The sequence below is a fragment of the Flavobacterium tistrianum genome, from assembly GCF_003254545.1.
Taxonomy (GTDB): domain Bacteria; phylum Bacteroidota; class Bacteroidia; order Flavobacteriales; family Flavobacteriaceae; genus Flavobacterium; species Flavobacterium tistrianum.
Genome location: NZ_QJRH01000071.1, coordinates 136,792 through 151,123, shown reverse-complemented (window position 1 = coordinate 151,123; position 14,332 = coordinate 136,792). Strand labels below are relative to the sequence as shown.

Sequence of the window (14,332 nt, the reverse complement as noted above, 5' to 3'; positions counted from 1 at the left end):
GAATTTGGAATTTATCCCGACCTTTGGGATTGGAATTTATTTTAAAATTGAAGTATGCCAACAACCTTTTATAGCAACGGAAAACTTTTTATAGCTGGTGAATATCTCGTTTTGGATGGAGCAGATGCATTTGCATTACCAACAAAATTTGGTCAGGATTTAGTGATTGAAGACGTAGATAGCAAACAAATTGAATGGAAAAGTTACGATTACGATAAACATTTATGGTTCGAAGAAACTATTTCATTTGACGAAGTTATAAAAGGTTCAGACCCGCAAATTGATACCGTAAAATCTACTTTAGTCAACATTCTACACGAAGCTTATATTTTAAATCCAAAATTTATTGATAATGCTAATGGATATAAAGTAAGCACACATTTGAGTTTTCCAAGAAATTGGGGACTGGGAACCTCTTCGACTCTTATCAATAACATTGCACAATGGACTGAAATTAATGCTTTTACACTGCTAAAAAACAGTTTCGGAGGAAGTGGGTATGATATTGCGTGCGCACAAAACAACACACCTATTTTGTACCGCATAAAAGATAATTTCGTACAGCAAGTTGAATTTAATCCAGATTTTACACAGAATCTTTATTTTGTTTATCTGAATAAAAAACAAAACAGTAAATCAGCAATATACTCGTACAACAACCACAAAGGCAATCATCTGGCGGCTAGTGTTGCAGAAAACAATAAAATCACGAATGAAATTCTTCACGCCAAAACATTAAAAGAATTTGCATCGGCTATTCAGAAACACGAAATTCATCTGAGTAAGGTTTTAGAAATGCAGACTATAAAAGAGGCTGTTTTTCCTGATTTTAATGGCGTTATAAAAAGTTTGGGAGCTTGGGGAGGCGACTTTATCTTGGTAGTTTCTAAAGAAAATCCAAAAGAATATTTCTTTAATAAAGGATATGAAACAATTTTGACTTACGAAGAAATGATCTTATAAATCTTTTCAAAAAAGCTATTTTAGTTTACTTTTTTACTGTTTTTAACCTCTTTTGTCTCTAAACGGCGAACAGATTTGTCTTGTTCATTTGACTCTATAAGTCTATTGTGCAAGCGTTCTGCCATCTTTTCGATGCTATTGGTAATCGAATCGTAAACCACTTCCATTCGACGGTGTTTCTCTTCTTTTACAGCTCTTAAAACATCTTCAACAAAGATTTTATCATATTTTTCAGCAACAGAATCGTGCGTATTGGTTAATCTAATCACGTTGTCATTGCTCAAAATAGTAACTTTAAAATGCTGTTCTTCGTTACTCAAATAATACTTCCCACCCAATTCATCAACATTGATGTCGGTGCTGCCTACTTTTAAAAGCTCGATAATTATACCATAAATATGGCTTTCTATCTTGGTATATACTCTCGGCTTTCTTCTAAAAAATTTAAAAGTAAAAAACATTGAACGATTGGTTATTAAAGCTTTTGTTTTTTGGATATTTATTCTTCTTTATTTTTATTGTGTGGCAAAAGCCAAAAGTATGTTAAAATTAAAAAGCGAGCAAATTAACTGTAATATTTTGAAAATCACAAGTTTTTTAAATTAAATTTCGATAATTCCTATATACTTTTAGAAAATTAACAGTAAAAAATTACAAAACAGAATTACTGTAAATTATAAAAAAGAAAAACCCGAAACACTTGAAGCGTTTCGGGTCTTATATGAGATTAATTACTTTTTAATTAGTAGTTAAATTGTAATCTGTTATCTTCAATTTTAGCATTGTTTTTTAACGCTGGCAATACTCTGCTTGCATCATTAGCGCTTTGAGCTTTTACTTTCTCTACATAAGCAGCGTGATTAGCAATTGCAGGAGCTTTTACAGTTTTGATGTTTTTAACTACATAAACACCTGTATTTCCTTCAATTGGAGCAGAGATTTTATTTGCTGTTAAAGCAAATGCGTTACCTACAACTTTTGGCTCTTGCCCAACTCCACCAGGTAAAACTGGATTATCTAGAGTTACATCAGTAGCTTGCTGAATAGCAACTCCTGCAGCTTTAGCGATAGCTTCAAGACTTGAACCTTGCATTTTAGCTTTCAATAATTCTGCTTTTTTCTTGTTTTTCAAGATTGGTTCTACATAAGGTCTTGCCATATCAACAGAAACTAAACCAGATTTGTTTTCACCTTTATATTGTGCGATAACGTGTCCGATGTTTGCAATTTCAAAACGTTTTACGTCTCCTTTGCTTGTTTCTTTATCAAAAGCCCATCTTACAATGTTACGTTGGTTTCCTAATGGTCCAAACGCTTCATCCATAGCTTTTGCATTAACTGGCTGAGCAACTTTTAAACCTAATTCTTTTGCTGCAGCATTGAAATCTTTATCAGCAGCATCCATTTCAAATTTAGTTGCCAATGTAAATACTTTATCAGAAGTAGCTTCAGAAGGCTCGATTTTTTGAGCAATAGTAGCTAAACGAATTCCGTCTTGTTTGTCTGTAATTTTGATAATGTGAAATCCGAAAGGAGTTTCAACTAAACCAACTTTACCAATTCCGTTGCTGAATACAAAATCATTGAAAGGTTTTACCATTTGGTTTGGCCCAAAATATCCTAAATCACCACCTTGCTGTGCAGATGAATCATCAGAACTTGTAAAAGCCAACATCATAAAACTATCTGGATTAGCTTGAACTTGTGCTAAAATTTCTTCAGCTTTAGCTTTAGCTTCTTCTTTAGTTCTTTTTTCTTTTGGATTTGGAGTTTGAGATCCTTCGTAACCAATTAAGATATGGCTAGCTTTTGCATTAACTCCAGCTTTAAATCCTTGAGATTTAGAAATTGCATAGTATCTTCCATAAACGTATGGTCCGTAGATTGCTCCAGCTGGCAAGCTGAATAATTTGTCAGCATCAACAGCTGGCAATGCATTTTTAGGAACGTAAGTAGAATCGTAAGGAACATCAGAATTTGCGTTTACAAATTCAGCAACGTTTGTAGCGTTTTTGAATCCTGGCAATGTATCGTTTTTACCTGTTTTTGCATTGTAAACAACACTTCCTGATAATAATGCAGTTAATTTAGCTTTAATTTCAGCCTCATCTTCTTTAGATGCTTTATCTTCAACTAATACATACTGAATTTCGCGAGTTGCATCTGCTTTGAATTTTTTCTCATTTTTCTTCATGTAAGCTACGATCTCATCATCAGAGATTTTAACTTCACTATCTTTAATAGAAGAATAAGGAGCAGCTGCAAAAGCAAAACTTACTTTATTAGTTTCCATTTCATACTTTAATTTTCCTTCACTAGCAGTTGTGTAAAGTCCTGATTTAATTAAAGTATTATAGATTTGAAATTTCGCGTTCAATTCAGCATCTTTCTCTTTTTGTGCGATGTATTGTGCTGCTTCTGGATTTGATTTAAAATAATCTTTGAACTTAACAACATCAAACATTCCTGCTGCGTTTAAGAACATTGGGTTTTTACCAATATTTGGATCTGATTTTAAAACCTCTAAAATGTGTTTTTCACCAACTCTCAATCCTAATTTATCAAATTGTGATGACAATAAAGCGATTGAAACTTCTTGATCCCAAACTCTGTTTGCAGCTTCAGTGGAAGTTATCCCTTGCCCACTTTTTTCAACATTACTAACTTTAACTCTAAAGTCTTCAAATGAAATATCTTTTCCATCGATGCTTCCTACATCTTTTGAACTTTGACCGAATGTTCCTCTTGTGAATAGATCTTGTATTATAAATGCAAATAATGCAAGTGCAATAACTCCTATCAATAAAGCGGAACGCTGTCTAATTTTTGCTAAAACTGCCATTTTATTATCGTTAATTTTATATTCAGTTTGCGAAAATACAATTATCTAGTTAATAACAATACAACTAGCGTTTTATTTTCAACATTTTTTTTCATTAATTTAAAAAATCACTCTTTAATTGTCAATTTGACTAGTTCTATTTTCTTATTTGAAGCCTCTTCAATAAAAAAATGAAACTTATCTATTACAATTTTATCGCCCTTTTGTGGGATTTCTTTTGTATGATACACAATAAAACCTCCTAATGTTCCATAAGAATCCTCTTCTGGAATCATCAATTTATAGGTTTCGTTCAAGTACTCAACATCTAATCGGGTTGAAAACAAATATTTGCCTTCTCCTATTTGTTCTTCAATTAATTCTTCGTCTAAATCGTGCTCGTCTTCAATTTCTCCAAAAAGCTCTTCCACAATATCTTCAATCGTAACAATTCCAGAAGTTCCTCCATATTCATCTAAAACAACTGCAACGTTTTTTCGCTTTTTGATTAATAAATTCAGCACATCTTTTATTAAAATAGTTTCTGGAACAAACTCAACTGTCATTAAAACCGATTTTATTGTTGCTGGTTTTTTAAACAAATCAAATGAATGAACATAACCTACAATATCATCTAATGAATTTTGGCTTATAATTATTTTAGAATAACCCGTCTCAATAAACATTGCTTTAAGATCATCTACAGTATCAAACAAATCTACATCTACAATTTCTGTTCGAGGCGTCATAATATCGCGCGCCTTTACATTTGAAAATTCTAAAGCATTTTGAAAAATCTGAATTTCAGAATCTACTTCTTCATCTTCTTCAACTGTACTCATTTGTTCTGTAATATAATTTCCTAGTTCAATTCGGCTAAACAAATGAATTTGACTTCCTTCTGTTTTGAAAAATTTACTCAATACAAAATCTGCTATCCAAATAAAGAAAGTCGAAATGTAATAAAATAATCTGTAGAATAAATAAGCCGGAAGTGCTAGAATTTTAATTAAAGAATTGGCATAAATTTGAAAAAAAACTTTCGGAAAAAATTCTGAAGTCAGCAATACGATGAATGCCGCCAGAAGCGTCTGAATGAGTATATTCCACCAATCAGAAAAGACAAAACCAAAATAAGCTATCCAACCTAAAATTAGATCGCCCATAAAAAAACCGTAAATCACCAATGCTACATTGTTGCCAATAAGCATGGCAGCAATAAATTTGGATGGATTTTCGGTTAGCTTGGTTAAGATTCGAGACAGAAAATCGTCTTGTTTCTTTTCAATCTCGAGATAAATTTTGTTTGCGGATGTAAAAGCGATTTCCATCCCAGAGAAAAAGGCTGCTAGTATTAAACATATTATTATAATACTAATTTCCATTTTTATTGGTTTTTGTTTCGATCGTTATGCCTATTAAGAAATCTTCTCCTAAAGAAAAACATAAAAATAGCCATTCCCGCAATTACAAAATAAAAAGGATAGCTCTCGTCTCCTTCATTTAGTTTTACAATACCATCATAGGTAAAGAAAACTGCAAAAAGGATGTAAACGTATTGTGTATATTTTAAATAACCCATAATATTATAATTCTTTGTCTGATTCAATTTCACCGCTTATTCGCTGCGAATTGATCACTTTAAAATCTTTGCTAAAATCTATTCCCTGACCGTAGGAAACTCCTTTTTTATCAGTCAATTTAAACTTTCTTTCTGTATAAAACCACTCATTTTTTTGGTCAAAATACAATTGTTCCGTTTCTAAAACCTGTCCCGCTTCTGAAGTAATTTTCACTTTTCCTATCAAATCAATGATTCCAGTATTTTTATAAGAAACGGCATAATTACCTTTTATAAAGGTACGCTTTTGCTTTTTATCATATAAAGTAACATCAATTCCTTTCGGAAATTCTGTAAAAGGAAAATCAAGATTTGAATAGTCTAACATTTTCGGACTTATCAAAACACCTGTAATTCGTCCAGAATCTGTATATTTAATATTTACAGTATCGGCATCACTGGCGGGAACAAATTCTGAGAAGTTAATTTTCTGAACTTCTTTAAAATTACTTTCGCATCCAAAAAATAGTGTCACAGCAAAAACTGTGACAGCTATGAGACTATATCTTTTTGGTAAATTCATTTGCCAAATGTAGTAAATTGTAATGAGCTTCTAAAAGATAATATATTTTGATTATTGGTATTTGCTCTTCACGAACCATTTATCGTTGAAAGAGAAACTCACACTGAAATTAACATAGTTTTCTTGTACTAAATCTGCAGCAGTTGTACCACGCTTACCAAATTCGATTCCGAAGTTTACATTTGAGAAAGATCCTGGAATTGGAATTCCTGCTCCTAATGACATTCCGATATCTTTAATTGATTCGTTGTTCACGATTAAACCTATTTTCTCGTATTTCAAACCAGCTCTATACGTAATTCTGCTCATATAGCTAGTAAAAGAATTATAATTTGGAAGATAATAACCTCCAAGAGCATATTTAGAATAGCTCTCGTATCTTACATTATCGGCTGCGTTATAGTAATTTGCTAATTGTCCATCTCCCTGAAAAGTCATATTTGCTCCAACAAGCCATTTTCTAGCTTCACCAATACCTAAACCAATGCTTAGCTTGTTTGGGAGTTTTAATTTTGTTGATTCTGTTGGAACTGCATAAGCTGCTGGATCTCCTTGAACTGAAATAACTCTCGTATTATCTGAGTTCAGATTACTCGCAAAAGAATAACTCAAACTCGAGAATATGCTCGTCTTTTTATAGATCTTTTTCTGGTACATAGTCCCAAAACTGAATCCCATACCTGAAAGTTCAGAAGTATTAACTTCTGCTGTACCGTTTTGAACTCCTGTAATTGCCTCAACACTTGTTGTAGTAATTTTTCCAAAGTTATACTGCGCGTCAACCCCGATATTCCAGTCTTTCATTATTTTGTATGATAAACCAAAATACACTTTATTTACACCACCTTTTCCATCAAGTTGTGAACTTGTTGCACCTTCTGTTGCAGAATTGTCGTTACGAATTTTGTATCCTACTGAAGTTACAGGGATCAAACCAAATGAAGCACCAAATTTCCCCATTGGAATTCCTAATGCTAAATAATCAAAAGTAGAACGCTGTGCTTTTTCTGATGCAGAATCCGTTTTTAAATTTGAAGTCGCAAATGTTCCTCCAACTGTAAAAGTTGTCTGAATTAAGCTGGCATAACTTGCCGGATTTTCTAAATTTAAGTGAATCGTATCTTGTTCTACTGCAACTCCTGCCATAGATCTGTTTTCAAGAGTTCCCTTGAATCTCACATCTCCTATTCCGAAAAAAGAATAAGGTGAAGCAGTACCTTGTTGAGCGAATGAAACGAACGATATAAGCAAACAAGCGCTTAGTATTACTTTTTTAATCATTGTCGATTTTATATTGATATGTTTGGCTCAAACTCTCCAGAAGGAAATTTGAATTGGCAAATATGGTATTTTTTAATCGTTTAGCCAAAAAATCTGCATCGCCTCCCGTTAAAATTATGATAAAATTTGAAAACTGTTTTCGATATTCATCGATAAAACCGTCAATCTCATAGACGAAACCATTGACAACACCAGAATGTATGGCTTGTGCCGTAGAATTTCCCACATAAGAATCGGGTTCTTCTAAGGTTAGTAACGGCAGTCTGGCTGTAAAATTATGCAGTGATTCATATCTCAAACGAAGACCTGGAGAGATAGCTCCTCCTAAATAATTGTCATTTTCGTCGATAAAATCGTAGGTAATGCAAGTTCCAGCATCTATAACCAAACGGTTTTGTTTTGGAAATTGAAGCGTTGCCCCTGCTGCCAAAATCATTCTGTCTATCCCCAAAGTTTTTGGAGTTGCATATTTATTATGAAAAGGAAAAACATCTTCGTGAGTAAAAAAATGAACTTTAAGTCTATTTTCGAAAGTTAAAAAGGATTGTTTTTCGATATTCCCTACCGAAGCAACAACCAAATCGGAGCATTTTGGATATTTTTCTAAAATTTTTTCAATTTTTTTTTCGAGTTCATTTTTTTCAAAAACAAAATTTTCGAGAGCAGTATTACCCTCAAAGACAGATGCTTTAATTCTGGTATTCCCAACATCAACCGTTAAAATCATATTTCCTTTTTTGCTTTTGCGAAGATACGAATAGATTTTTTCTAAAAAATGTTTTGCACAAACCAAAAATGATTATATATTTGCACCCGCAACAAGCACGGTACCTTAGCTCAGATGGTAGAGCAATGGACTGAAAATCCATGTGTCCCTGGTTCGATCCCTGGAGGTACCACGAAACCCACTCAAACGAGTGGGTTTTTTGTTTTCTATACTTTTCTGTTTTTTTTAAACCGCAAAGAACGCTAGGGTTTACGCAAAGGTTCGCAAAGTTTGATTTAAAAACTTTGTGAACCTTTGCGCTTTTTCTTTGCGCCTTTGCGGTAAAACTCAAAAGTCAACAAATTAATAGTTTTTGTTAAAAAAGTATTGACTGAATAAAAAATAATCTTATATATTCGTAAAACTGTATTTTTATATTTCATTCATTAATAAGATCTCAAAGCAGTTTTATGAGCAAAACTTCTACTAAGGGCATTTGGAAAGTAATTTCGGCCTCTTCTATGGGAACCATGATCGAGTGGTACGATTTTTACATCTTTGGCAGTTTGGCTGTCGTCATTTCAACAAAATTTTTTCCTAGTGGCAATCCAACTGCTGCATTTTTATCTACTTTGGCCACATTTGCCGCTGGATTTGTAGTTCGACCATTTGGAGCTTTATTTTTTGGAAGGCTTGGAGATATTATTGGACGTAAATATACTTTTATGGCTACCTTATTATTAATGGGCGGTTCTACTTTTTTAATTGGTTGTATTCCGAGTTATGACACAATTGGTTTTCTCGCTCCTTTATTGGTTTTAATTTTACGCTTGCTTCAAGGTCTTGCTCTTGGAGGAGAATATGGTGGCGCAGCGACATATGTTGCCGAACATGCGCCTGCAGGAGAAAAAGGATATTGGACTTCTTGGATTCAGACTACTGCAACTGTTGGTTTGTTTATTTCACTGATGGTTATTTTGGCAACCAAAAGCGTCCTTTCTCCTGAAGCTTTTGATTTATGGGGATGGCGCGTTCCTTTTTGGGTTTCAATTGCAATGGTTGGAGTCTCCTATTTAATTAGAAAAAACATGGATGAATCTCCTGTTTTCGCCAAAGCTAAAAAAGAAGGAACTACAAGCACTAACCCACTAAAAGAAAGTTTTGGAAACAGATACAATTTAAAATTTGTTCTTCTAGCTTTATTCGGAGCTACGATGGGACAAGGTGTTGTCTGGTATACGGGGCAATTTTATGCTATGAGTTTTATGAAAACGGTTATGAATGTTGATTCTTCGCAAGTTGATCAATTATTAGGAATTGCTCTTTTAATTGGAACTCCATTTTTTATTGTTTTCGGATGGTTGAGCGACAAAATTGGCCGCAAATACATAATGATGTTTGGAATGTTGATTGCCATAGTATCATACAGACCTATTTACAAGATGATGTACGATACAACTGATGTAAGCAAGAAAACAGAAATTCTTGAAACTCCAAGAATCACAACTGAAAACAAGGCTGATGGAAGTTCTATTACAATTACAGAAAAAAAATATACAGACGGAACATCCGTGGAGGAGAAAAAAACGTATTTGGACAAAAAAGATACTCAAACCAGCGTTTCAGTAACAATTAATTCAAGCGATAAATGGACATTAACCTTCTTAGTTTTTATTCAAGTATTATTTGTAACCATGGTTTATGGTCCAATTGCCGCATTTTTAGTCGAAATGTTTCCAACTAAAATCAGATATACTTCTATGTCTCTTCCTTATCACGTAGGAAATGGAATTTTTGGAGGATTGCTTCCTGCCATTTCCACTTATTTTGTATCACACGCCAAAACAGCAGGCAAAGCCGATTTTTATTTGGACGGATTATGGTATCCTATAATTATTGCTGGAATCTGCTTTGTTATTGGAATGATTTATATTGACAACAAAAACAAAATTACTCACCTTTAAAATTTACAAAAAAATGAATGCGATTAAACAAGTTTTAGGGGCGTTATGGATTTCTTTAGCAGCGGCGGCTGCCTATTTTTGCGTGTTTGAATTTGGTTTGCCAAAACTTCTTTCAGACCAACAGGACGATTTAGTATTTGGTGTAATTATTCTATTTATACTAACGCCGCTTATTGTCATGGGCTTGGGAACATTTGGATATTATTCTTTAATTGGAGAATATAATGATCCGAAAAAGAAAAAAGAAAAAAACAATTATCGTTAAACCATAAAACTCCATCGACTTATTTAATCACCTCGAAAAAATACATTTATATTACAAAAAAACTACTTTAAGCAAAAAAAGGCTGTCCATTTCTAGACAGCCCTTTTTCATTACTAACCAAACCTAATTTTTAATAAATTTCACAACGCGAACTTTATTATTCTCGTCAAACGTTTTTACGAGATACAATCCAGAAGTTAAATGACTTACTGAGAATTGATAATCAGCATTTCCGTTTGTATTAAATGTTTTTACTAATTGTCCTGTAATAGAATAGATATCTACTTTTGAAGTTTTAAAACCTAAAGTAAAATAATCGGCAACAGGATTTGGATACAAGCTAACCTGATTTCCTTTTTCAAAATCTTCTATCGCCAGATTTGCTTGTTTATTTCCATAAATTCTATATTCTCCGGGAGCTAGATTTATTGGTGCATTTACATCAGCAACATTCATCGTTGAATTATCCATTAAGTTGTACCATGCACCAGTATATTGAAATCCTGGAATCATATTTTGTGCAGTTGTATCAAAATTAGCCAAAATCACAACGTCTCTCAGCTGAGTTGAATTCAGGCTACTATTGGTAATTTTGATATTTACTGTCAAAGAAGCCACATTGTTCATTGTTGCTGTTCCTAAAAATACTGGTTCCGTTTTTTTAAGCGTAATCATCTTAGCCCAATCATTGTAAATTTTATTGCGATTAGAATTCCCTAACCAATTGTTTACCCACTGAGGCTGTGGTTTAGTGTCTAATTTACAATCACCGCCTACAGCATCAAAATCTGTATTTACGGAATTGTCGTTGCAAGTAAAAATAGAATTCTCCCAACCTAGCTCACCAAAATGCCAAATCATTTTAGGTCCAGGAATTAATAAAGAAACTGCACCAATTGCAGACATTCTAGATAAAGCCGTATTTAATGTTTTCACATTATAACTTCCGTTCGAAGCTCCATGCTGTACATTTTTATACATTAAACGTTCTTCATCATGGCTCTCTGCATAACCCATTAAACGATTGGCAACAAATCCGCGATTTGCGCTATTCATTCTAAAAATATTACTATCTGAAGCATATCCCATCGACAATTGATTGTACTCGTTTGTCATTTTTCCCCACATCATTACACCTTTACTTGGTGTTTCTGTAACTCTATAATTTGCCCACTCTTTTTCTTCTGCATCTGTTCCTAAATGTTCAAAAATAGTATAGTGTGTCGGATCTATTGCCCAAGAAAAATCAGCATATTTTTTTAGAATATCTACACGATCTTGTTGGTACGAATCGGTACAAGCATTATCGCTTGACGTGCATGATTGTGTAAATCCTTTGGTTAAATCCCAACGGAAACCATCAATTTTATATTCTTCAATCCAATGTTTGATAACTCGATTTACATAATATTGTGTTTTTAAAGATTGATGATTAAAGTCTTCCCCTACACTATAACTGTGTTTTGCTACTGTATTGAAATATGGATTTTCCGCAGTTGGCGAACCAAAACCGTCTCCATCAGGATCATTCATCCACATTCTGACCATAGGATTTCTTCCAAAAGCGTGATTTAGTGCTACGTCAAGTATTACAGCAATTCCGTTTTGATGACACAAATCAATAAACTCTTTTAATTTATCTGAAGTTCCGTAAAACTTATCCAGAGCCATATGGAACGAAGTATTATATCCCCAACTTTCATTGCCTTCAAATTCCATTACTGGCATTAACTCGATAGCATTAATTTTTAGATTTTTAAAATAATCTATTCTATCAATCAAACTTTGATAGCTTCTTGAAGCATCAAAATCACGAACTAAAACCTCATAAACTACTAACTTTTCTTTTTCTGGTTTTACAAAATTACTCACCTGCCAATTATACGGAGTCTGTCCTGTTTTTAATACTGTAACCTCAAAATTCTGTCCGGCAGGATAAGCTGGCATATTTGGATATTTAGCAACGGGAATTGAAGGATCATCATAAGGAGATAAAACTAAAGTAGAATAAGGATCTGCAGCTTTTACTAAAGATGGCGAATTTGCCAACGGCGTTGCATCACCAACCCAATACTGATACGTATTGCTTTCACCTGAAACCAATCCAGTTATTTCTAACCAATACTTTCCAGAAGATGGGTCTTTTTTCATGGCATAAGCAGATGTTGGCTGCCAGTTATTGAAACTCCCCGCAACGTAAACAAAGTCTTTTAAAGGCGCATCTAAGACCAAAGTTGCTTTTGTAACGTCTGAAACATTGTAATTAATTCCGTCAACCAAACCTGCGGGCATCGCCTCAGAAACAGTATTTGGATTTACAACTACTGCAAATTTCTTAGAAACTGTAGTCGCTCCTTGAGTTGCAATTAATTCGTAACTCTGATTTCCTGTAATATTGGTATGTGTATAGGAATAACTTGAAGTGCTGGCGTTTGTATTAATCGTTGTTCCGTTAGCTTTTAAAGTATAACTACCTGCTCCGCCTGTGTTTGTTGCGCTAATGGTGAAATTTGAGCCAGAATTAATAATTGTGGTGCTATTTTCGACTGGCGAAGTCAATATTACTTGAAACACACCTACATTAAGAAAAAAATCTGTACAAGAAGGAGCCAGTTTTAAAGTTTGAGAACCACTGGCATTTCTAAATACAATTCCCATTTTAGTCGCCGCAGTTTGCTGGACTGATGTCAATCCGAAATATACACTTGGAGTGATTGTAATACTCCAGGTTCCGTTTGCATTTTTAGTCATTAATCCCACTCCATCATCAGCGCCCCAATTTCCTTTTGTGGTCTGCCATGGACTTGCATCTGTACCTATTCCAGCATGCATATATACTTTTATCGGATTGCTTCCCATTGTATTACAAGTGCTTGATGCAAATGAAGCTGTTATCGTAATTGGCTCATTGACCTGAAATACAGATGGTGATACTGATATTTGTTGAGCATGAATAGCAATCGATAGTAAAAAGAAAATAAAAAGTAATGTTTTTTTCATAATCTCATGGTTTGTTTGGTTAGTTAGTTTGATTAAAAAAGGGCTATCCAGAGATAGCCCTTTTTTAGTTATTAACTGAAGTTTTTATTGATTAGGAATCATTAGATAACTTCCGTCTAAGTCATTGAAATAAATAACATATTTAGATTTTGCAACTGGAATATTATCTCCAGTACCTCCACCTGAAAAGGCAGTGGTTCCTCCCCATGAAACATCCCAAGCATTATTCGCTCTGAATTTCATTCCACCATCATTTAGAGACGTTGCACCTAAAGTCCAAGCGTGTGCATTAAAAGTTGATTGCGCCATCGGTGTTGATGCATCCCATCCTTTCTCAGTTGCATCTCCAATAATACCTACCTTACTGTTATCATAGATTGGCGCTGTAGCTCCTGCCGCATAAGCCTTTAAAGTATATTTTAAAGTAGTAGTGTTGAACTCAAAAGTATAATATCCATCTGCTGGAATTGTAAATTCTCCTGCATTATCTTTAATCTCAATTGAAGTATCACTAGCTTTACCTAATTGAGAAGCCCAGCTTCCTTTTTCAGAAATTAGTTTAAAGTTACCTGCTTTAAAATATCCTACAAACTTATATTTATTAGCTTCTTTACCATCTCTGAACATTGGCTGATGGTTAGTATCAACATTATTATCCCATCCGCCAGCTACAGCCGCACCAATTAAATACCAATCTGTAAAGTCATAAGTAACTCTTCCTAAATATGGAGTAATGCTAATTGTAATTACGTTTTTTCCAACTTGAGAGAAAGAACCTGCCACATTAGCTGTAATTTTTACATCATATAATGCAGCAACTTCTGGTTTTCCTCCAAGATCAATCGCCGCTTGGTTTAAATTCTTACCAAGTATTGAGGCTTCTGTAATACTAGTGGTTGTTGCAAGTGTTTTTGCTGCAGAAAAATCTCCGCCTTTTTTATCTACCAATAAAGTATATTTTACAACTACGTCTTTAGAATAGTCCGCTGCTGACCATGTAAATTTAGCAGCCTCTTCTGATCCTTTATCAACGTCCAAAACAAAAGACTGGCCATTAGATGGAGCAGTAATTTCTGGCGTTGCAACAGCATCTAAAACTGGTCTTTCATCAACAGCATCAGCATTACATGATACTGCTAATACACCAACAAATGCAATTAAAATTTTATATATATTTTTCATTTTACA

The 14,332-nt window shown here is 33.8% G+C and carries 12 protein-coding genes and 1 tRNA gene; 4 read left to right on the top strand and 9 right to left on the bottom strand.

The features are described from left to right. Window positions 1–54: 54 nt before the first annotated feature. Entirely contained in the window at window positions 55–963 is a 909-nt protein-coding gene (locus DMB71_RS15720; protein WP_111367682.1) for a GYDIA family GHMP kinase, read from the top strand. A 20-nt stretch (window positions 964–983) separates the two neighbouring features. On the opposite strand, the gene DMB71_RS15715 is transcribed toward DMB71_RS15720, so the two are convergent. The 7 genes from DMB71_RS15715 to DMB71_RS15685 all read right to left on the bottom strand — a co-directional run bounded on the left by DMB71_RS15715 (window position 984) and on the right by DMB71_RS15685 (window position 7,936). Beyond that, on the bottom strand, window positions 984–1,424 hold the full coding sequence (locus DMB71_RS15715; RefSeq protein WP_111367678.1) for a hypothetical protein: 441 nt from the start codon (window positions 1,422–1,424) through the stop codon (window positions 984–986). 281 nt (window positions 1,425–1,705) lie between these two features. After that, complete coding sequence (locus DMB71_RS15710) at window positions 1,706–3,805, bottom strand: peptidylprolyl isomerase (protein WP_111367676.1); 2,100 nt, start codon at window positions 3,803–3,805, stop codon at window positions 1,706–1,708. 107 nt (window positions 3,806–3,912) lie between these two features. Further along, on the bottom strand, window positions 3,913–5,169 hold the full coding sequence (locus DMB71_RS15705; RefSeq protein WP_111367674.1) for a hemolysin family protein: 1,257 nt from the start codon (window positions 5,167–5,169) through the stop codon (window positions 3,913–3,915). Between the two features lie 2 nt (window positions 5,170–5,171). After that, a complete protein-coding gene (locus DMB71_RS15700; protein ID WP_111368053.1) occupies window positions 5,172–5,366 on the bottom strand; it encodes a hypothetical protein in 195 nt (64 codons plus the stop codon). 4 nt (window positions 5,367–5,370) lie between these two features. Continuing rightward, window positions 5,371–5,928: an LPS export ABC transporter periplasmic protein LptC gene (gene lptC, locus DMB71_RS15695; RefSeq protein ID WP_111367672.1), complete on the bottom strand. Its 558-nt coding sequence runs from the start codon at window positions 5,926–5,928 to the stop codon at window positions 5,371–5,373. A gap of 51 nt (window positions 5,929–5,979) precedes the next feature. Then, window positions 5,980–7,209: a hypothetical protein gene (locus DMB71_RS15690; protein ID WP_111367670.1), complete on the bottom strand. Its 1,230-nt coding sequence runs from the start codon at window positions 7,207–7,209 to the stop codon at window positions 5,980–5,982. Further along, entirely contained in the window at window positions 7,202–7,936 is a 735-nt protein-coding gene (locus DMB71_RS15685; protein ID WP_111368052.1) for a type III pantothenate kinase, read from the bottom strand. Before DMB71_RS15685 ends, DMB71_RS15690 begins: the two co-directional genes overlap by 8 nt. Before the next feature lie 99 nt (window positions 7,937–8,035). Between DMB71_RS15685 and DMB71_RS15680 the strand changes: the two genes are divergently transcribed. The 3 genes from DMB71_RS15680 to DMB71_RS15670 all read left to right on the top strand — a co-directional run bounded on the left by DMB71_RS15680 (window position 8,036) and on the right by DMB71_RS15670 (window position 10,144). Then, window positions 8,036–8,108: transfer RNA gene (locus DMB71_RS15680), tRNA-Phe, on the top strand. Between the two features lie 277 nt (window positions 8,109–8,385). Then, the gene (locus DMB71_RS15675; RefSeq protein ID WP_111367668.1) at window positions 8,386–9,879 is read left to right on the top strand and encodes an MFS transporter; all 1,494 of its coding nucleotides are present in this window, start codon (window positions 8,386–8,388) and stop codon (window positions 9,877–9,879) included. A gap of 13 nt (window positions 9,880–9,892) precedes the next feature. Beyond that, the gene (locus DMB71_RS15670; protein WP_111368050.1) at window positions 9,893–10,144 is read left to right on the top strand and encodes a DUF6814 family protein; all 252 of its coding nucleotides are present in this window, start codon (window positions 9,893–9,895) and stop codon (window positions 10,142–10,144) included. A gap of 123 nt (window positions 10,145–10,267) precedes the next feature. Here the strand turns inward: DMB71_RS15670 and DMB71_RS15665 are convergent, their stop codons facing one another. Together DMB71_RS15665 and DMB71_RS15660 are read right to left on the bottom strand one after the other, a co-directional pair. Further along, window positions 10,268–13,144: an alpha-amylase family glycosyl hydrolase gene (locus DMB71_RS15665; protein ID WP_111367666.1), complete on the bottom strand. Its 2,877-nt coding sequence runs from the start codon at window positions 13,142–13,144 to the stop codon at window positions 10,268–10,270. An 84-nt stretch (window positions 13,145–13,228) separates the two neighbouring features. Next, a complete protein-coding gene (locus DMB71_RS15660) occupies window positions 13,229–14,326 on the bottom strand; it encodes a SusE domain-containing protein (RefSeq protein ID WP_111367664.1) in 1,098 nt (365 codons plus the stop codon). Between the last annotated feature and the right edge of the window lie 6 nt (window positions 14,327–14,332).

Bases quoted from the DNA above. Each gene is read 5' to 3' on its own strand.
- DMB71_RS15715 (WP_111367678.1), bottom strand. From the start codon at position 1,424: ATGTTTTTTACTTTTAAATTTTTTAGAAGAAAGCCGAGAGTATATACC.
- lptC (WP_111367672.1), bottom strand. From the start codon at position 5,928: ATGAATTTACCAAAAAGATATAGTCTCATAGCTGTCACAGTTTTTGCT.
- DMB71_RS15675 (WP_111367668.1), top strand. From the start codon at position 8,386: ATGAGCAAAACTTCTACTAAGGGCATTTGGAAAGTAATTTCGGCCTCT.
- DMB71_RS15710 (WP_111367676.1), bottom strand. From the start codon at position 3,805: ATGGCAGTTTTAGCAAAAATTAGACAGCGTTCCGCTTTATTGATAGGA.
- DMB71_RS15705 (WP_111367674.1), bottom strand. From the start codon at position 5,169: ATGGAAATTAGTATTATAATAATATGTTTAATACTAGCAGCCTTTTTC.
- DMB71_RS15665 (WP_111367666.1), bottom strand. From the start codon at position 13,144: ATGAAAAAAACATTACTTTTTATTTTCTTTTTACTATCGATTGCTATT.
- DMB71_RS15685 (WP_111368052.1), bottom strand. From the start codon at position 7,936: ATGATTTTAACGGTTGATGTTGGGAATACCAGAATTAAAGCATCTGTC.
- DMB71_RS15720 (WP_111367682.1), top strand. From the start codon at position 55: ATGCCAACAACCTTTTATAGCAACGGAAAACTTTTTATAGCTGGTGAA.
- DMB71_RS15660 (WP_111367664.1), bottom strand. From the start codon at position 14,326: ATGAAAAATATATATAAAATTTTAATTGCATTTGTTGGTGTATTAGCA.
- DMB71_RS15700 (WP_111368053.1), bottom strand. From the start codon at position 5,366: ATGGGTTATTTAAAATATACACAATACGTTTACATCCTTTTTGCAGTT.
- DMB71_RS15690 (WP_111367670.1), bottom strand. From the start codon at position 7,209: ATGATTAAAAAAGTAATACTAAGCGCTTGTTTGCTTATATCGTTCGTT.
- DMB71_RS15670 (WP_111368050.1), top strand. From the start codon at position 9,893: ATGAATGCGATTAAACAAGTTTTAGGGGCGTTATGGATTTCTTTAGCA.